Source organism: Pseudidiomarina xizangensis, from assembly GCF_052541995.1.
Window position 1 is genome coordinate 1,276,740 of sequence record NZ_JBOBQA010000001.1, and the last position, 18,773, is coordinate 1,295,512.

Sequence of the window (18,773 nt, forward strand, 5' to 3'; positions counted from 1 at the left end):
CTATGGCAACTGCAGCTAAAAAAAGTAAAAAAATAGAAGACTTGAGCGAGTTCCAGTGGCAAGGACTTAATCGCAGAGGCAAAAAAGTTAAAGGCCTGATGCGGGGTGATAATGAAAAAGAAGTCCGCGCACGACTGCGTGACCAAGGCATCAATCCTCGCTCAGTAAAGAAAAAAGCTAAACCCCTTTTTGGCACTAAAAAAATTAAAGGTAGCGATATCGCGCTATTTACTCGCCAAATCGCAACCATGCTTGAGGCAGGCGTGCCCTTATTGCAGGGCCTTGAAATGGTCGCCAAGGGTACAGATCATGTCAAAGTTCGCAATCTTATGCTTACCATTGCAGAAGATGTAGGATCCGGCTCTCCACTCGCCGCATCACTGCGCAAGCACCCAGAAGTCTTTGACCCTTTATATTGTGATCTCGTAAACTCTGGTGAAGAATCGGGTTCGCTTGAAGCCATTTATGATCGTATTGCAACTTATCGCGAGAAATCAGAGGCTCTAAAGGCGAAGATAAAAAAAGCCTTAGTCTATCCATCCGCAGTCATTGTCGTCGCTATTGCGGTAACCATGATCTTACTTGTCTATGTAGTACCTCAATTCGAAAGCGTTTTTGCGGATTTCGGTGCTGAACTTCCGGCCATGACTCAGTTCGTCGTTAATCTTTCTGAAATTATGCAAGCTTATGCCATTTATGTCATTGCGGGGTTTTTCATTTTCGGTTGGCTATTTGCACGAGCCATGGTGAAGAGCGAAAAGTTCAGAGACAAAATTCAGGCTTTCTCGTTAAAAATACCAGTGGTAGGCATGATCCTCGACAAAGCTGCCGTCGCGCGCTTCGCCCGTACCCTTTCCACGACTTTTGCCGCAGGCGTGCCGCTTATAAGTGCGCTGGAATCTGCTGCAGGTGCTTCCGGCAACTCAGTGTATCGCGATGCCATTTATCGGATTCAGGATGACGTTACCTCAGGTATGCAAATGCATACCGCGATGATGAGCGCGGATATCTTCCCTACTATGGCGACGCAAATGGTCTACATTGGTGAGGAAGCAGGTTCACTGGATGACATGCTGTCAAAAGTTGCTGATGTTTATGAGCGTGAGGTTGATGACTTGGTCGATAACCTCACTGCGTTGCTGGAACCAATGATTATGGTGGTCATCGGGGTACTTGTGGGCGGCTTAATTATTGCCATGTACTTGCCGATCTTTAACCTCGGCGCGGTGGTCGGTTAATGCCTGAACAAATTCAAGAGCTGTACCCGGCGTACAGCCATCTCACTTTGTTTCTCGGACTCGTACTTGGCTCGGTGGTCGGCAGCTTCTTAAACGTTATCATTGGTCGCTTACCAGTAATGATGCAACGGCAGTGGCAAAAAGAATGCTCAGTATTTCTTGAGGGCGAGACTAGCAGCGCAACGTCAACAACAGATTCAAAACCCGAAATCTTTAACATTTCGACGCCTGGCTCTCACTGCCCCAAATGCAAGCATCCAATCAAATGGTATGACAATATTCCGGTTATCAGTTGGTTAGTGTTGAAAGCCAAATGTCGTCACTGTAAAGCTCCGATATCTTTGCGTTATCCGGCGATCGAGATTCTCACCGGGGTCGTATTTGCGAGTATTGCCTGGTTTTATGGTGCTGGTTGGCCCGCTTTTTATTACATGGTGTTTGCGGCGTTACTGATAGCCATGTTTTTCATCGATTACGATCACATGCTATTACCTGACCAGCTGACCTACTTCACGCTTTGGTTAGGCTTGTTTGTGGCCTGGACGGGGGGCCCTGTGAGTCTGTCCGATGCAGTAATTGGTGCTATAGGTGGTTACCTCTTCCTGTGGTCGGTCTACTGGGCGTTTAAGTTGCTTACCGGCAAGGAAGGCATGGGTTATGGCGACTTTAAGCTGCTGGCTGCGTTTGGTGCCTGGGCCGGTTACCAGTTATTACCGGTTATTGTACTGGCCGCAGCGTTCAGTGGTGCTGTGATTGGTATCACGTTACAACTCATTCAACGCAATAAGCGGGGCCAACCCATTCCGTTCGGGCCGTTCTTGATTCTAGGTGGCGTCATCGCGCTGTTATGGGGCGAACCCTTGCTTCACTGGTATTGGGGCTTGGTGCGCATCTAATGTGGGTTCTTGGCTTAACAGGCGGTATTGGTTCGGGTAAAACCACCGTCTCTGACCTATTTGCCGATCATGCCATTCAGGTTGTCGATGCCGATGTTATCGCGCGACACATTGTCGACCGGGGTACCCCGGCATTAGCAGCGGTGAGTGCGCGTTACGGTGTACAAGCGCTACAACATGACGGAACGCTCAACCGCACTTGGCTGCGCGAAAAGATCTTCTCTGAACCTAACGAAAAGCAGTGGCTTAACGACCTCACCCACCCTTTGATTCGCGAACAAATTATCCAGCAACTGCAGGCTGCTGACTCACCCTACGTTATTCTCTCTGCCCCTTTGCTGGTGGAAAACAATCTCACTAAGTTCTGCGATAGGGTGTTGTTGGTCGATGTTAGCGAACAAACCCAACGCCAGCGCACATTAAAACGTGACAACGTTAGTGCCGAACAGATTGAACAAATTCTAGCGGTGCAAGCAAGTCGCGAGGAACGTCTGGCCGCGGCAGATGACGTAATCGATAACGACGCCGCAGTTAACGCACTGGCGCCGCAGGTGGCAAAACTGCATCAACATTACCTCGAATTGGCGGCATCCGCAGCTACCACCAAGCAACATCAACCCGACCAACCGCCGGAGAGCTGAGATGAGTTACCAATCAGACTTGTTTCAAGACGTTGCAACGGTCGCCGAAGCCGCTATCATAGAGCCGATGACCGAAAAATATGAAGGTGCCACAATTAAATACGAATATCCGTTACATGAGCGGGTACGTACTTACCTGCGTCTCGAACACCTCAAACAGTTACTCAAACCTGAGCAAACCGTCGACGCCACCAATTACTCGCGCTATTTTGATGCGTTGTTCGCTATTTTAGAGCTCTGCGAACGCAGCGATGTGCGTACTGATGTGCAAAAAGATCTCGACCGCCGGCGCGCGCAAATACAAATATGGGCGCAACATCCGGATGTTAATCAGGAGCAGGTGCAAGCTTTGGCGACCCGGGTACAAGACGCCATCAAGTCGATTCAGCCGCTGACTCGTATTGGTAGTCACCTGAAGCAAGACCGTCTGCTCAGTGTCACCCGCCAGCGTTTTGGTATGCCCGGCGGCACCTGTAACTTCGACGTGCCCCAACTGCATTTCTGGCTGCATCAGTCACAAGCCAAGCGCGATGAAGATTGCCAGCGCTGGTGGCACGAATTTTCAGTCTTGTTTAATGGCCTGGAATTAGAACTTGAATTGCTGCGCGGTCAGGCGCATTTTCAACGGGTGGTTGCGGAAGGAGGTTTATTGCAGGAAAGCACAGAGCCATTAAGCCTTTTGCGCATCCGCGTGCCGGCAGACGTCCCCGCCTATCCAGTAATTAGCGGTCACAAGCAACGTTTTAGCATTCGTTTTTTAAGTAGCGTACCCCAGCAAGGCAAAGCCTCATTCGAAAACGATGTCGAATTCGAACTGGCACTCTGCCCTTAAAGGGGATTTTCCAGCAATTCAATGATGGCTTCATTAGCTTCGGGGAATTGATAGGCGCCCAGCGCGTATACCGGCACCCACAGCCATTCTTGACCGTCACACTGACTCACGTCGCCAGTAAACGCAGTAACCCGCCAGACGTCCAATACGACGCGTTTATCGTTATAGGCGTGGTTGATCACCGTCAGCGGCGAGGCTGACTCTACGCGAATGTTGCACTCTTCCTGCAATTCGCGCACCAGCGCATCGTAAACGGTCTCTCCGGCTTCAACTTTGCCGCCAGGGAATTCCCATTTCTCGCCTTGGTGGAGATCTTTGTGACGTTTACTAATGAACACGTCACCGTCGGCATTTTCAATTACGCCGACGGCAACGTGAACCGGATCAGAGCTTACCATGGCAATGCTTGTATTTCTTACCAGAACCACATGGACAAGGCTCGTTACGACCAACGCGTGGCCCGGCTTGCGCAGGAGCTGGCGGTGCCGCTTGTGGTGAAGGTGCCGCCTGAGTATCAGCCGACGCGGTCGCACTGGCACTTTCATGCTTAAACTCTTGCTGCTGACGCGCAGCAGCTTCACGACGCTTCTGTTCAACCGCTTCAACGTCTTCTTCCGCGCGCACCCGCACTTTGCTAAGAATGGTCACCACATCAAGTTTCAGCGCTTCCAGCATTTCGGTGAACAACTCAAACGCTTCACGCTTGTACTCTTGCTTCGGGTTCTTCTGGGCGTAACTACGCAGATTGATCCCCTGACGTAAGTGATCCATCGCTGCCAAGTGCTCTTTCCAATGGGAATCGAGGCTTTGCAGCATAATCGCTTTTTCGAACTGACGTAGAACTTCTTTACCTACTTGCTCTTCTTTCGCAGCGTAAGCTTTTTCTAGTTCTTCGTTAATCTTCTCACGCAGGTTTTCTTCGTGGAGGTTATCGTCTTCGTCTAACCATGTTTGAATCGGCAGTGGCAAATCAAAATCGGAACGCAGACGATCTTCAAGACCTTGCACGTTCCATAGTTCTTCCAGTGACTGCGGCGGAATATACTCGCTGATCACTTGATCAATAACATCACCGCGAATCACTTGTACGGTTTCGGAGATATCACCTTCATCAAGCAGCTCATTACGCTGTTCGTACACCACTTTACGTTGGTCATTGGCAACATCATCGAATTCCAACAACGCTTTACGCATATCGAAATTGCGACCTTCAACTTTACGCTGCGCATTTTCGATCGCCCGCGTGACCCATGGATGCTCAATCGCTTCGCCACGTTTCATGCCCAGGCGTTTCATTAATCCGGCCATGCGATCTGACGCGAAAATACGCATCAAGCTATCTTCCAGTGACAAGTAAAAACGTGATGAGCCCGGGTCACCCTGACGCCCTGAACGTCCGCGTAGCTGGTTGTCGATACGGCGTGATTCGTGACGTTCGGTACCAATAATATGCAAACCTCCCGCTGCCACCACTGCATTATGACGGTCTTGCCAGTCGGCTTTTACTTGGTCGATGGTTTCTTGACTTGGATCGTCCAAATTCTCAATTTCAACCTGCAAATTACCACCTAACACGATGTCGGTACCACGACCAGCCATATTGGTAGCAATGGTAATCGCGCCTGGCATACCTGCCTGGGCTACGATTTCAGCCTCTTTAGCGTGGAATTTGGCATTCAGAACTTCGTGAGGAATTTTTTTCTTCTGCAAGAAATTTGATAACAGCTCTGAACTTTCAATCGAAATAGTACCCACGAGTGCAGGTTGCATCTTCTCGCGACATTCTTCGATGTCTGCGACGATAGCTTCAAATTTCTCTTCAGCGCTGATGAAAATCAAATCCGGACGGTCATCACGAACCATCGGTCGATTGGTTGGAATAACCACGGTTTCGAGCCCATAAATTGATTGGAACTCGAAAGCTTCGGTATCGGCTGTACCGGTCATACCGGCAAGCTTGTCGTACAAGCGGAAATAATTCTGAAAGGTAATGGATGCCAGCGTCTGGTTTTCGTTTTGGATCTTCACCCCTTCTTTGGCTTCCATCGCTTGGTGCAGACCTTCTGACCAGCGTCGCCCTTCCATGGTACGACCCGTGTGTTCATCAACAATCACGATTTGATCGTCTTTAACAATATAATCAACGTCTTTTTGGAACAGGTGATGCGCACGCAATGCTGCATTCACGTGGTGTAGCAAGGTAATATTGGCGGCTGAATACAGCGAGTCAGCTTCCTCAAGCATGCCACGTTCTTTCAAAATCACTTCGACGTGTTCCTGACCATTTTCGGTCAAGTGCAACTGCTTGGCTTTCTCATCAATAGTGAAATCGCCTTCGCCGCGTTTTTCTTCCGTATCTTCTTCTTCGGCGCGAACCAATAACGGCACGATTTCATTCATTTTCATGTACAGTTCAGAACTGTCTTCCGCTGCGCCGGAAATCACCAATGGCGTACGTGCTTCATCGATTAAGATCGAATCGACCTCATCCACGATGGCGTAGTTAAGCTTACGCTGCACCCGCTCTTTCGGCGAAAACGCCATATTGTCACGCAAATAATCGAAACCAAATTCGTTGTTGGTTCCGTAAGTAATGTCAGCTTGGTAAGCCTGCTGTTTCTCTTGGTGTGGCATGCCGGGAATATTAAACGCCACGGTCATATCAAGAAATTCAAATAGCGGGCGGTTGGTTTCCGCATCACGACGCGCGAGGTAGTCGTTCACGGTCACGATGTGCACACCATCGCCAGATAGAGCATTCAAGTAGGCTGAAAGCGTTGCAGTTAGGGTTTTACCTTCACCAGTACGCATTTCCGCAATGCGGTTGTCGTTAAGGATCATCCCGCCGACTAATTGCACATCGAAATGACGCATGTTGTAGACCCGCTTACTGGCCTCACGCACCGTAGCAAAAGCTTCGTTCAAGATATCATCAAGGGTTTCACCATTGCCCAGACGTTGTTTGAATTCAGCGGTTTTTTGTTTGAGTTCGCTATCGCTGAGTGCTTCAAATTCTGGCTCTAAGGCATTGATCGCATTAACTGGCTTCTGCAGCCCCTTAAGGATGCGGTCGTTGCGACTACCAAATACTTTGCGGAAAAGACTACCAAACATGTGATTATTTAATCCTGTATTTAAATGACAGTGATACCCTATCGGGCATCACGATAAACGTACTTGCTGGGGTCGATATGGCGCTCGTTGCGTAGCACCTCGTAATGCACATGAGGCCCGGTTGAGCGCCCTGTACTGCCCAGTTTCGCGATTTGTTGGCCGCGCGTTACAACGTCACCCTCTTTGACTAAGAGTTCGGCACAATGGCCGTAGCGCGTTTTTAAACCGCCACCGTGGTCAATCTCGACCAGTTTTCCATAACCGTACCGCTCACCCGACCAGGTCACCACGCCCGCACCTGTTGCGAAAACACCGGCATCGTCCGCCAAATTCGCGAAATCAATACCGTTATGCATGGTTGGCGTACCGTTAAATGGGTCTTTGCGTACCCCATAATGCGAACTCAGCCAACCATCGTCCACCGGTCGCCCGGCAACAAAGCTCTCTGCAGAGATATGATGACTCATTAGCACAGATTCAAGTAGTGCCAGCTGTTTTTGTTTGTCTTCCAGCTCGGATATTACTAGGTCTAATTGCGCCATAACCTCACTTGGGCCTGACTTTGGAGCATCTAGAATCGACACTTCGGGGCCACCCATGGCCAGCAGATCTTGCTCGCCCGGCGCCAGCTCGCTGGCGTCAATCTCAGCAGCTTGCGCTAAACGCCCAGCGAGTTGGTCGAGGCTGCGCAATTTCGCCCGCATCTCACCCAGTTGCATAGTCATAGCGGTAAGTTTCTTTTCCGTGTCGGCTTTGATCTGCTGTACCGCTGCGGACTGCGCCGCAAGGGCTACTTGCTCAGCAGTTATTTTGCTTCGCACTTCAGCAGGATCAATACTAGCTACACTGTTCCAGGGCTGCGCAACGACCAGCGCGCCAAGCACCATGATGCCGACCAACGAAGCTAATCGCCGCCGGCTCAAGCGCATACCAAATTTAACTTTGGCGCCTTTATAGAAGACTGTTAAACTCATGCAACCTCTCGTTGCTAAAACTTTTAGTTGGGCTATGCCACGTCGCCGACCGAAGAAACTGGATCAATTGCTAGGTAGTCAGCGGTTACAACAGTTTGCTGACTTTACCGAGCAACACCAACGCTGGCAACAGCTATTACGCGACTGTTTCGAAAAACAGCCGTTACAGCAGCTATTGCCTCATTGTGAGGTCCTTGCGGTGCGCCCACCGTCCCTAATTTTACAGGTTTCTTCCGCTGCGGTTGCGCAACGTCTAAAAACTGAACAAGGGCGCATTATAACGTATTTTCAAACGCATGCTATGGCTACGGTAACATCCCTTGAGATCCGTATTCGTCCAAGTCGTAATGTGAAGTCTACAGATACCACGCCAGCACCGGCAAAAGTCGCGGTTAAAGAGTCAGATACCGTGCGCAAACTACGTGAACAAGCTGAATTATGTGACGAGCCACTGCGCTCGCAGCTACTTGCTTTAGCAGACAAATACAGTAGCCCGTAGTTCTACTACGGGGGAGTTATCCGGCACTAATATAGGTTGCTATGTACACCGAGCTTGCTGCGGATTGGACCCGTAATAGAATTACGGGCTACGTTATCCGACACAAATAGAAGTTAGCGACGGGTGGCCGAAAATTATGCGGTAACTGGGTTGGCGAACGCGATTGGAGCGTCGGAGGCTTCGTCTTCGAAAGTGACGAATTCCCATGCTTCTTGATGCTGTAAAACTTCGCGCAGCAACTGGTTATTCAAAGCATGGCCTGATTTGAACGCACGTAAGTGCCCTAAAATAGCGTGGCCACCCATGTAAAGGTCGCCCACCGCATCCAGCATCTTGTGCTTCACAAACTCGTCGTCGTAGCGCAAACCGTCGCTGTTAAGAATACGGAACTCATCCAACACCACAGCATTATCAAAGCTACCGCCTAGCGCAAGGTTATTAGCGCGTAAGAACTCGATGTCTTTCATAAAGCCAAAAGTACGCGCACGGCTGATCTCTTTCATAAAGCTGGACGTGCTGAAGTCCATACTTACGGCTTGCTTGGTGTCAGCAATGGCCGGATGGTCGAAGTCGATGGCAAAATCGATGCGGAAGCCGTCGTGGGGTAGTAGTTCCGCCCATTTGTCATCTTCTTCAACCCGAACCGGTTGCTTAATTCGGATAAACTTTTTCGCTGCGCCCTGTTCTTCGATGCCCGCACTTTGCAGCAGGTAAATGAAAGGATGCGAGCTACCGTCCATGATTGGAATCTCATGGCTGTCGACTTCAATAATGAGATTATCGATGCCCATTGCGGCAACTGCGGCAAGCAAATGCTCGACCGTAGAAACGCGAATGTTGTCATCGTTGATCAAACACGTACACATACGGGTATCGCGCACCAATTCAGCATTGGCACGAATATCCACGGCAGGTTTCAAATCAACACGGCGAAACACCAGACCGGTATTCGCCGGTGCCGGACGCAGAGTCAATTGAACCTTATTGCCTTTATGCAAACCCACACCTGTGGTCGCAATAGGCTGTTTAATCGTGCGTTGTTTCATCATTCGATCTCATTCTCACTTGTCGTCTGACTAGTAAAAGACGCAATAGTTTACCTAAAAATTGCATTTTCCGCAATTTTCTACACCGTTTTACCTATTTCTTACGCATTCTTAGTCTACTTGACGACGTAAAAACGCTGGGATATCAAGATAATCCATATCTTTGTTCCCTTGCGCTTGTGGTTTCGCTGTCGGCTTCTCAGCCTGAACTTCATAATCTTCCTGTTCCAGCTCTTCGGTATCTTCGTCAAGTACACGAGCGGTTGCTGCACCACCACCTTGGTAGCCGGCGGAACGTCCATAACCTGCTTCACGCGGTTTTTCACGGCCAGGATTGTTGACCAGTGAAATATCCGGCTTACGTTCAGCACCAATACCAGTCGCTACCACGGTCACGCGCATCTCTTCCGACATTTCTGGATCGATGACCGTACCCACAATAACAGTGGCGTTTTCTGAAGCGAACGCTTTCACCGTGTTACCAACGGTTTCGAACTCATCAATGCTCATGTCCATACCGGCAGTGATGTTGACCAGCACGCCGCGCGCACCTGACAAGTCGATGTCTTCCAACAGCGGGCTGTTAATCGCCATTTCAGCAGCTTCTTGGGCACGTTCTTCGCCGCGCGCAACACCGGTACCCATCATTGCAGTACCCATTTCACGCATAACAGCTCTTACGTCAGCAAAGTCGACATTGATCAAACCGGTACGGGTAATCAAGTCGGCAATACCTTGCACTGCGCCAAGTAACACGTTATTGGCTTCGCTGAACGCAGACAACAAGCTCGTGCCTTTGCCCAACACCTTCAGCAACTTCTCGTTTGGAATAGTAATTAACGAGTCAACGTTACGCGCCAACTGCGCGATACCTTCGTCGGCAATCGCCATTCGCTTACGCCCTTCAAACGGGAAAGGTTTGGTGACCACTGCCACGGTCAGAATACCCAGTTCACGCGCTACTTCTGCAACCACAGGTGCAGCACCAGTACCGGTACCGCCACCCATGCCGGCAGCAATAAAGATCATGTCAGCACCTTGTAAGTGCTTTTTAATCTCTTCGCGTGACTCTTCTGCTGCCTGACGGCCCACTTCTGGGTTGGCGCCAGCACCGAGTCCTTTGGTGATGTCATCGCCCAGTTGTATGGTCACGTGGGCGCCGTGGTTACGCAAAGACTGCGCATCGGTGTTAGCAGCTAAGAACTGCACACCTTCAATGGATTCTGTGATCATGTGTTTGACGGCATTACCACCACCGCCACCTACGCCTATCACTTTTATGACGGCATCGCTGTCAAAGTTGTCGACTACTTCGAATACTTCAGACATGTTGTTTCTCCTTTTACCTGCTTAGTGTACTACCCCAAAAATAATTTCCAAAGTCTTGTTTTTATTAAAATTCACCTTTAAACCAACCGTGAACACGTTTCCATAATCCGATCACGTTGTTATCACGCGCTTCGTCCTGACGCGTTTGTAGATCTTGTTGGCCATAACGGAGTAATCCGACGGCCGTCGCGTACGTTGGGTCTTGCACATAATCGCTCAAACCTTGCATTCCCAACGGTTCGCCTAAGCGCACGGGCATCTGAAATATTTCTTCAGCAAATTCGATAGCGCCTTCCATGCGACCACAGCCACCGGTTAACACGATGCCAGCAGCAATCTGCTCATCCAACCCGCTTTGTTTAATTTCATCACGAATCAATTCAAACAGCTCCTGGTAGCGTGGTTCAACCACCTCGGCCAAAATATGTCGTTGCATTATCCGCGACGGCCGACCGCCTACTGATGGCACTTCAATGTTGTCATCCTTACTTACCAGCTGACACAGCGCGCATGCGTATTTGGTCTTAATTTCTTCCGCGTGATTAAGTGGCGTGCGGAAAATCTTCGCGATATCACTGGTCACCTGATTGCCAGCGGCCGGAATTACCGCCGTATGACGCAATACGCCACCGGTGTAGATGCAGATATCAATAGTGCCTGCACCCATATCCACCAGCGCTACACCTAAATCTTTTTCATCATCGGTCAGCACTGAGTAGCTCGATGCTAAAGCCGAAAAAATCAGCCGGTCGACCCGAAACCCACAACGCTCAACGGCTTTTTCAATATTCTTCGCCATATCGTTGGCGCAGGTCACAATGTGTACTTTTGATTCCATGCGCACACCCGACATACCGATCGGACTTTTAATGCTTTCTTGCGAATCGATCACGAATTCTTGTGGCAATACGTGCAGGATGCGGCGCTCCTGCGCAATGGGTACGGATTTCGCGGCGTGAATCACACTATCAACATCATCCTGGGTCACTTCCGCTTCATTAATTGGCACCATACCGCTTTCGTTCTGGCACGAAATGTGACGTCCAGAGATGTTCAGGTACACCGAGGCAATACGGCAATCGGCCATCAATTCAGCTTCTTCGACTGCCCGTTGAATTGACTGTACTACCAGGTTCAGGTCGTTCACCCCACCTTTATCCATGCCGCGTGCAGCCGCCGCGCCCACGCCGATCACACTTATTTCTCCATCAGGCATGACTTCGCCAATCAACGCCACAATTTTACTTGTACCGATATCTAAGCCAACGACCATGTTCCGTTCTGCTGCTTTTGACATGCCTATTAACTCTCTTGTTGTTGTTCTTCTGGGTTGCGCCAACGTACTGCGACACCCGTGTCATAACGTAAATCAACCGTATCCATTGGCGCATCGCGATGCTCTTTTAGTTGCGGATACAGGTCAATAAACCGTTGTACCCGCTCGAGCAGAGCTTCGCGTCCTAAGCGCAGGTTGGTGCCATCAACTAGCAATAACTCCAACGCAAAGCGTTCACTGAGCTCTAACTGACTTACCTGAAAACCGTTTAAGCCCAGTAACTCACTGGTATTCCGATACTGTTTTACTGCTTCTGCAACCGCATGTTGCGGTCCTGATAAGTAAGGCAACGCTTGTTGCAGCACGGACTTATCGGCGTAAAACACCTCTCCCTGCTGATTCACCAACGCGTCATCGCGCTGATTCGCATTCCAGTGGGCCAGCGGTTGCTGCTCCACTACAAACACTTTCAATATGTCGGGCCATTCTTTACGTACCGAAGCTTTCGCCACCCAAGGCATAGCCTCTACCCGCGCGCGAATCTGATCCACATCTGCCGAGAAAAAACTTCCCAACGGTTCGCCAAGTAAGGTGTCACGCACGTCATTCGGCGTTATGTACTCCAATTCACCTTGCACCACCAAGCGCTTCAACGGCACTTCCTGGGCATCCATCGCGGTGTAATACAGCCAGCCAATACCGCTAAAGGTGCTGGCAATTACCACTAAAAAGAACACAAGTCCTGACCAAAACTGCCAGCTCTGTTTGCGTTCTGCGGCGGCCATACTAACCCTCGCTGTGACGTAATATCGCCACAACTAACTGCTCAAAACTCATTCCGGCGGCTTTTGCCGCCATTGGCACTAAACTCTTTTCGGTCATTCCCGGTACCATATTGGCTTCGAGTAAACGGTAGTTCCCGGCCTTGTCGCACATCACATCAATACGTCCCCAGCCTTCACCACCCAAGCTACGAAATGCTACCTCAGCCAGTTGCCGCAGGGCGTTTTCTTCCACTTCGTGCAAATCTGCAGGACAATAGTATTGCGTGTCAGAAGCCTGATACTTAGCCTCGTAGTCGTAAAATTCGTGCGGCGTTTGCAGCCGAATTACCGGCAATGCCTTATTACCCAACAACGCCACTGTATATTCTGGGCCGGTTAACCAGCTCTCAACCAAAACCTCATGATCAAATTCAAATGCCAGTGCAATGGCTAGTTCAAGTTGCTCCGCGTTTGCTGCTGAACTCATACCGATACTTGAACCTTCTTGCGCTGGCTTCACCATCACCTTGCCACCAAGCTCATCCAACAGGGCTTGGTAGTACAGGGCCTCGCCGTGATAAACCACGATACTCGGTGCAACCGGCAAACCTGCGGCTTGCCATACTTGCTTGGTTTTTACCTTGTCCATCGCCAGTGCACAGGCCAGCACACCGCTGCCCGTATAAGGAACGCCCAAGTAGTGCAGCGCGCCTTGAATAGTGCCGTCTTCGCCGCCGCGACCATGTAACACATTAAATGCCCGCGCAAAGCCTTGCTCTTTCAGCTCCGCCAAAGGGTTATGGGCCGGATCAAACGGATGGGCATCAACACCAGCGTTGCGCAAAGCCTTCACTACCGCTTGCCCCGATCGTAAAGAGATCTCACGCTCGGCGGAATCACCGCCAAGCAACACCGCTACTTTGCCAAACTCGCTCATACCTGCTCCTCCATAAAAGCTTTACCCGCGCTGCGCAGCGCATTCGGTTGCAATGCAGTGGCCGCCAGGTCACTGGCAATGGCACCAATATTTCCGGCGCCTTGGGCAAGTAACATGTCATTCGGTTGCAACACGTCGGCCAGCACCTTCATGAGTTCACCGCGGTCACCGACATAAATCGGCTCGACCTTGCCCCGTAAGCGCAGCGATTTTGCCAACGAGTGACTATCAGCACCTTGCACCGGAGCTTCGCCAGCGCTGTAAACATCAAGTAGCAATAGCACATCAACCTCAGCTAAAACCGAGACAAATTCATCGTAAAGGTCACGCGTGCGCGAGTAGCGGTGCGGTTGGAACGCCATAACCAGGCGATGTTCAGGCCAACCGGCGCGAGCTGCGGCAATAGTTGCGGCAACTTCGGTCGGATGGTGGCCATAATCATCAACCAGCATCACGTCACCGCGCTGCCCATCACGTTCGCTCGGGTATTGCCCCAGCAACTGAAAGCGCCGGCCAATACCATCAAATTTTTCCAGTGCTCGTTGAATCGCTGCGTCAGCGATGCCTTCATCACTCGCAACCGCAATAGCTGCAAGGGCATTGAGCACGTTGTGGCGTCCGGGTAGATTCACGGTCACGGTTAACGGGGCGTTATCCTTGCGATGCACAGTAAAATGGCTTTGCCCAGCTTGCTGACGGTAATCAGCGCCGCGCACATCGGCATCGTCACTAAAACCATAAGTCGTGAACTGCCGGCCAACTCGCGGTAACAGCGCGCGGATAACCGGATCATCGACACACATCACAGCTAATCCGTAAAACGGCAGGTTATGTAGAAAATCGATATAGGTGTCCAGTAGCCGATTAAAGTCACCGCCATAGGTATCCATGTGATCGGCTTCCATATTGGTCACCACCGCAACCATGGGCTGTAAGTGCAAAAATGACGCGTCAGATTCATCAGCTTCGGCAATCAAATACTTGCTTGAACCAAGTCGAGCATTGCTGCCGGCACTATTCAATAAACCGCCGATAACAAAGGTTGGATCCAAATCTGCTTCTGCAAAAACACTCGCCAACAGCGACGTCGTGGTAGTTTTACCATGGGTTCCCGCAACAGCTACTCCATGACGAAACCGCATCAACTCAGCGAGCATTTCGGCCCGACGTACTTGCGGAATAAACGCTGCTTGAGCGGCGTTTAGCTCCACATTCTCGTTGCCAATAGCTGAACTCACAACAATCACATCGGCGCCATCGATATGACTTGCATCGTGGCCGATAAAGATCGTCGCGCCTAGCTTGCATAAGCGCTTAGTATTTCCATTTTCAGCTAAGTCAGAGCCGGTAATTTCATAACCCTGGTTTAGTAATACTTCGGCAATACCACCCATCCCAGCACCGCCGATACCCACAAAATGAATACGGCGAACACGGCGCATCTCTGGCACGCTAACGACGGTAAATGGCGGTGACTTCATAGCCATTGTTCACACCTCTCAACCACCACAGCGGTGGCATCTGGACGCGCAACTGCTTGTGCACGCGATCGCATTTGTTGTAACTGCACAGGTTCCGCAAGCCAGTCTTCGAGCAGTTCGACCAACGGTTGAATATGTTCCAGCTCGTGCTGCGGCAACAATGCGCCAGCGCCAGCACCGACTAATTCATTGGCGTTAGCGGTTTGATGGTCATCGACCGCGTGGGGCAAGGGCACAAATATTGCCGGCGTTGCCACCACGGCCAACTCGCTGACGGTTAATGCGCCAGCGCGACAAATCACCACGTCTGCATGCGCATACGCCGCGTGCATGGTGTCAATAAACTCAACCACTTCAACCTGGTCCAGACCGCGTTCACGGTAAGCAAGCTCAACTTCCTCAACCCGCCCCTTGCCGCACTGATGCAGTACTTCAAGTTTGTCGCGTTGACTCAATTCTGCCAGAGCTTGCGGCACCGCCTGATTCAAAGCTTGCGCACCGAGACTGCCCCCCAGCACTAACAGCCGCAGATGGCCGTCGGGTCGAGCTTTATCCTCAACTTGCGCAGCAAGCCAGTCGGCGCGTAACGGATTACCTGTTACTTCAGCTTGCGGCAACTGGTGTTGCGCGGCGGCAAAACCCACCATTACGTGTTGGGCGAAGCGCGCCAACATTTTATTGGTCAAACCCGCGACTGCATTTTGCTCATGTACCAACAATGGAACTCCTGCAGCTTTCGCCGCGAGCCCTGCCGGGCCACAGACGTAACCACCGAAACTCAATACCAATTGGATGTCATGCTTGCGATATAGGCTGCGGCACTGACCAATCGCTTTCAGCATGCGCAACGGCATCATCAGTTTGCGCATAAAGCCGTGGCCGCGTAGACCTTGCATTGAAATTTGCTCAAGCGTAAAGCCAGCAGCAGGCACAACCTGCGCCTCGAGGCGCTGCTCTGTGGTACCCAGCCAGATAATGCTATGGCCACGCTCACGCAATTTTTCAGCTACTGCGAGAGCTGGAAACACATGCCCACCAGTACCAGCGGCCGCGATCATAATTTGACTCATGTCGTAGCCCTCCGACGCCGTAACCCTGAACGTGGCGCAACTTTCACGCTCGCCACCCGAATTTCATAATCAACGCGCAGCAGTAACCCCAGAGCCACACAACTGACCAGCAAGCTAGTGCCACCATAAGACACCAACGGCAGAGTTAAGCCTTTGGTGGGTAACATACCGGCAGCAGCACCTATATTCACCAATGCCTGAAAGGCAAACCAGATGCCAATTCCGTAGGCGACAAAAGCGCCGAAACGTTGGTCAATTTGCAGTCCGCGACGCCCAATCAGCAAGGCCCGCAAAACAATACCGAATACGGCAAGTAGCACCGCCACGATGCCGATAAAACCAAGCTCTTCGCCGACCACTGCCATAATAAAGTCGGTATGGGCTTCCGGCAGATACTGTAGTTTTTGAATACTATTGCCTAGCCCCTGGCCCAGCCAGTCACCGCGGCCAAAGGCCATTAATGACTGAGTAAGTTGGTAACCACTACCGAACGGGTCCTGCCATGGATCCAGAAATGATGTTACCCGCTGCATCCGGTAAGGCTCTTTGATGATCAGTAAGGTCAGGCCGAATGCCAACACAATCATAATCGCGAAGAACTGCCACAGTCGCGCTCCGGCAAGAAACAACATGCCCACCACAATACTGACCATCACCGCTAACGAACCAAAATCAGGCTGCATCAACAACAACACAGCGAAGAAAAACAACACTACCAGCGGTTTAATGAATTCACGCAAGTTCTCTTGCACCAGATCGATGCGCCGCGTCAGGTAGCTGCCAAGGTAAATAACAAAGAACAGCTTCGCCAGTTCAGCGACCTGCAAAGTCATGGGCCCAATTTTTATCCAGCGTCGCGCGCCGTTAACTTCATGACCGACCACCAACACCAAAATCAGTGACGCCAAAGCACCAAGTAATAACAAACCGCTACCTTTAAACCACCAATCTGACGGTATCTGTATCACTGTGGCTAACAGCGCGATACCTAGCACCAGATACATACAATGGCGGATCACAAAGTGGAATGGATTATCGGTTAAACGCTCGGCAACCGGAAACGACGCTGAGCTCACCATTACCAAGCCAAAGGTCAGCAAGCCTAGAGCCAACCATAACAACACGCGGTCATACAAAATGCTTTGTTCTGGCAACCACCAGTCACGAATCCGTGTCCAGGGCGATTGCGCGGCAGCAAGTTCCTGTATGCCCAACTCAAGTTGCTGTTCGTTACGCTCGTTGCGCGCTTTCTGTTCTTGTAGCTTTTTACTACGGAGCGCTGCTGCACTAGTCATGCGTCACCTCCGTAGCTTCATTAGGTTTGATTTGGCGCAGCACCGCGCGTTTAAATTGCTCGCCGCGGTCTTGATAATTGCTAAACATATCTAAACTTGAGCAAGCCGGAGCAAGCAACACCGCGCTGCCTTGGATCGCTTCTTTCGCGGCAGCTTGCACCGCTTGTTCCAGCGTCTGCACCCGCGTCACTCGCAGATGATGCTGGGCAATTCGTTCAGCATCACGGCCCAGTACAATAAGCTCATCTACTTGATCTAATGCGCTACGGAAGGTAGCGAAGTCAGCGCCTTTACCATCGCCCCCGGCAATCAGTATCAATTTGCCAGTCACCAATGGCCGCAAACCTTGAATCGCAGCTTCAGCGGCGCCAATGTTGGTCGCTTTCGAATCATTTAACCAACGCACACCTTTGTGCTCAGCCACCAACTCACACCGATGAGGTAGCGCTTTGAAAGTACGCAATGCTGGTAGCACGCTGGCCAGATCGATTTCCACACTGTGCACCAAAGCCAGTGCCGCCTGCACATTCAGTAGATTATGAAGGCCTGTCAACTGTAACTCGGATGCAGCAATCAGTGGTTGTTCAGCAAAGCTGATATGTAACTCGTCATCATGCATGGTCAAACCGAACAGGCCTGGCGCTTCTGCATCTGGAGCGTCACTGCCGAAGCTCATCTGTTGCTCGAGCGCCAGTTTTTGTGGTGCGGTAGCGCGCTGATCACGATTCCAAATACCCACATCTGCATGCTCGTAAATATGTTGCTTGGCTTGCGCGTAAGCGTGTCGGTCGGCGTAACGGTCTAAATGGTCATCGCTAATGTTAAGTAAGGTCGCAGCGCGTAGCTTCAGGTCATGCAGGCTATCCAGCTGGAAGCTAGACAGTTCCAACACGTAAAATTCGATGTCGTCCGCCAGCACATCCAACATCGGCACGCCAATATTACCACCAACCGCAACTCTCTTGCCCGCGTACGCAAGCAATTCACCGACCAACTTAGTGACCGTTGATTTACCATTTGAACCGGTAATTCCTAGCACTGGAGCTTGCGCATACTGGGCGAAAAGATCACCATCACCGACCAACGGGATCCCCGCATCGTGGGCCATTTGCAACGCTGGTAAGCGTAGATCCAACCCCGGACTAACGACCAGTAAATCGCAGGCCGCCAGTTCACCAATATCGAGTTCGCCACTAAACAGTTCGATAGCGTCGTCAAGTTCCTGCAAAGCCTTAGCGTGTGGCGGCTCAGTGCGAGTATCAAACACCAATGGCCGAATGCCTTGTTGCAACAAGAAACGCACGCACGAGAGTCCTGACTGGCCGAGTCCGACCACTCCGATAACGTCGTAATTGCGTAATGCAGCAAGGTAACTCAAGCT

Annotated in this window: 17 protein-coding genes; 5 read left to right on the forward strand and 12 right to left on the reverse strand. The window is 50.9% G+C overall.

Going from position 1 to position 18,773, the window contains the following annotated elements; all coding sequences use genetic code 11:
• Positions 1-2 precede the first annotated feature (2 nt).
• The 4 genes from ACQ5ES_RS06175 to zapD are packed head-to-tail and all read left to right on the forward strand — an operon-like array spanning position 3 to position 3,607.
• On the forward strand, positions 3-1,238 hold the full coding sequence (locus ACQ5ES_RS06175; protein WP_445015063.1) for a type II secretion system F family protein: 1,236 nt from the start codon (positions 3-5) through the stop codon (positions 1,236-1,238).
• Entirely contained in the window at positions 1,238-2,134 is an 897-nt protein-coding gene (locus tag ACQ5ES_RS06180) for a prepilin peptidase (RefSeq protein WP_445015064.1), read from the forward strand. Before ACQ5ES_RS06175 ends, ACQ5ES_RS06180 begins: the two co-directional genes overlap by 1 nt.
• Positions 2,134-2,775: a dephospho-CoA kinase gene (coaE, locus tag ACQ5ES_RS06185; RefSeq protein ID WP_445015065.1), complete on the forward strand. Its 642-nt coding sequence runs from the start codon at positions 2,134-2,136 to the stop codon at positions 2,773-2,775. The genes ACQ5ES_RS06180 and coaE overlap by 1 nt, the downstream gene beginning before the upstream one ends.
• Position 2,776: 1 nt before the next feature.
• Entirely contained in the window at positions 2,777-3,607 is an 831-nt protein-coding gene (gene zapD / locus ACQ5ES_RS06190) for a cell division protein ZapD (protein ID WP_445015066.1), read from the forward strand.
• On the opposite strand, the gene mutT is transcribed toward zapD, so the two are convergent.
• From mutT to ACQ5ES_RS06205, 3 genes are read right to left on the reverse strand one after another with little or no spacing between them, the layout of a single operon-like run.
• Positions 3,604-4,005 carry an 8-oxo-dGTP diphosphatase MutT gene (mutT, locus tag ACQ5ES_RS06195; protein ID WP_445015067.1) on the reverse strand — a complete coding sequence of 134 codons (402 nt, stop codon included), beginning with the start codon at positions 4,003-4,005 and terminating at the stop codon, positions 3,604-3,606. The genes zapD and mutT overlap by 4 nt on opposite strands.
• Positions 3,992-6,721, reverse strand: coding sequence for a preprotein translocase subunit SecA (secA, locus tag ACQ5ES_RS06200; protein ID WP_445015068.1), 2,730 nt, complete (start codon positions 6,719-6,721; stop codon positions 3,992-3,994). The genes mutT and secA overlap by 14 nt, the downstream gene beginning before the upstream one ends.
• 38 nt (positions 6,722-6,759) lie before the next feature.
• Positions 6,760-7,695 (reverse strand): peptidoglycan DD-metalloendopeptidase family protein, encoded by a 936-nt coding sequence (locus ACQ5ES_RS06205; RefSeq protein ID WP_445015069.1) that lies wholly within the window; start codon positions 7,693-7,695, stop codon positions 6,760-6,762.
• Positions 7,696-7,729: 34 nt separating this feature from the next.
• Here ACQ5ES_RS06205 and ACQ5ES_RS06210 point away from each other — a divergent pair, with 34 nt between their 5' ends.
• The gene (locus tag ACQ5ES_RS06210) at positions 7,730-8,194 is read left to right on the forward strand and encodes a DciA family protein (protein WP_445015070.1); all 465 of its coding nucleotides are present in this window, start codon (positions 7,730-7,732) and stop codon (positions 8,192-8,194) included.
• A 134-nt stretch (positions 8,195-8,328) separates the two neighbouring features.
• On the opposite strand, the gene lpxC is transcribed toward ACQ5ES_RS06210, so the two are convergent.
• From lpxC to murD, 9 genes are all read right to left on the reverse strand, one after another.
• A complete protein-coding gene (gene lpxC / locus ACQ5ES_RS06215; protein ID WP_445015071.1) occupies positions 8,329-9,243 on the reverse strand; it encodes a UDP-3-O-acyl-N-acetylglucosamine deacetylase in 915 nt (304 codons plus the stop codon).
• A 108-nt stretch (positions 9,244-9,351) separates the two neighbouring features.
• The gene (gene ftsZ, locus ACQ5ES_RS06220; RefSeq protein WP_445015072.1) at positions 9,352-10,569 is read right to left on the reverse strand and encodes a cell division protein FtsZ; all 1,218 of its coding nucleotides are present in this window, start codon (positions 10,567-10,569) and stop codon (positions 9,352-9,354) included.
• A gap of 64 nt (positions 10,570-10,633) precedes the next feature.
• Positions 10,634-11,866 (reverse strand): cell division protein FtsA, encoded by a 1,233-nt coding sequence (gene ftsA / locus ACQ5ES_RS06225; protein ID WP_445015073.1) that lies wholly within the window; start codon positions 11,864-11,866, stop codon positions 10,634-10,636.
• A 5-nt stretch (positions 11,867-11,871) separates the two neighbouring features.
• Positions 11,872-12,630, reverse strand: a complete 759-nt coding sequence (locus ACQ5ES_RS06230) for a cell division protein FtsQ/DivIB (protein WP_445015074.1) — start codon at positions 12,628-12,630, stop codon at positions 11,872-11,874.
• A gap of 1 nt (position 12,631) precedes the next feature.
• Entirely contained in the window at positions 12,632-13,546 is a 915-nt protein-coding gene (locus ACQ5ES_RS06235; protein WP_445015075.1) for a D-alanine--D-alanine ligase, read from the reverse strand.
• Positions 13,543-15,027, reverse strand: a complete 1,485-nt coding sequence (murC, locus tag ACQ5ES_RS06240; RefSeq protein ID WP_445015406.1) for a UDP-N-acetylmuramate--L-alanine ligase — start codon at positions 15,025-15,027, stop codon at positions 13,543-13,545. The genes ACQ5ES_RS06235 and murC overlap by 4 nt, the downstream gene beginning before the upstream one ends.
• Entirely contained in the window at positions 15,024-16,097 is a 1,074-nt protein-coding gene (gene murG / locus ACQ5ES_RS06245; protein ID WP_445015076.1) for an undecaprenyldiphospho-muramoylpentapeptide beta-N-acetylglucosaminyltransferase, read from the reverse strand. The genes murC and murG overlap by 4 nt, the downstream gene beginning before the upstream one ends.
• Positions 16,094-17,392: a cell division protein FtsW gene (gene ftsW, locus ACQ5ES_RS06250; protein ID WP_445015077.1), complete on the reverse strand. Its 1,299-nt coding sequence runs from the start codon at positions 17,390-17,392 to the stop codon at positions 16,094-16,096. The genes murG and ftsW overlap by 4 nt, the downstream gene beginning before the upstream one ends.
• A complete protein-coding gene (gene murD, locus ACQ5ES_RS06255; RefSeq protein WP_445015078.1) occupies positions 17,385-18,770 on the reverse strand; it encodes a UDP-N-acetylmuramoyl-L-alanine--D-glutamate ligase in 1,386 nt (461 codons plus the stop codon). Before murD ends, ftsW begins: the two co-directional genes overlap by 8 nt.
• Positions 18,771-18,773 lie beyond the last annotated feature (3 nt).